This is a genomic window from Ralstonia sp. VS2407, assembly GCF_052950655.1.
The window spans coordinates 1-429 of sequence record NZ_JBRFVG010000405.1; the positions used below are offsets into that span (position 1 = coordinate 1).

Genomic DNA, 429 nt, shown 5'->3' on the forward strand with positions numbered 1-429 from the left:
GGTCAACACCGGCTACCTCAACGAGGCGATCCCCGTCGTGCGCACCTTCGTGGACGCCTTTGCGGGCTACGACGCGATCGTCACCCCGAGCGGCTCGTGCGCCGGGTCAGCGCGTCACCAGCACGCGATCGTGGCGAGGCGCTCCGGGGATCCCGCACTCGCCGACGCGGTCGCGGCGACGAGCCCGAAGACGTACGAGCTCAGCGAGTTCCTCGTCGACGTGCTCGGCGTGACCGACGTGGGCGCCTACTACCCGCACACCGTGACCTATCACCCGACGTGCCACTCGTTGCGCATGCTCGGGGTGGGCGACCGCCCGCTCCGGCTGCTCGAGCAGGTCCGCGGCCTGACGCTGCGCGCGCTCCCGCGCGCAGACGAGTGCTGCGGGTTCGGTGGGACCTTCGCCCTGAAGAACGCCGACACGTCGGT

At 71.1% G+C, this 429-nt stretch carries 1 protein-coding gene; it reads left to right on the forward strand.

The features are described from left to right. Positions 1-429, forward strand: a 429-nt coding sequence (locus tag ACU8YE_RS25700) for a heterodisulfide reductase-related iron-sulfur binding cluster (protein ID WP_446930458.1), incomplete at both ends; no start/stop codon positions are given.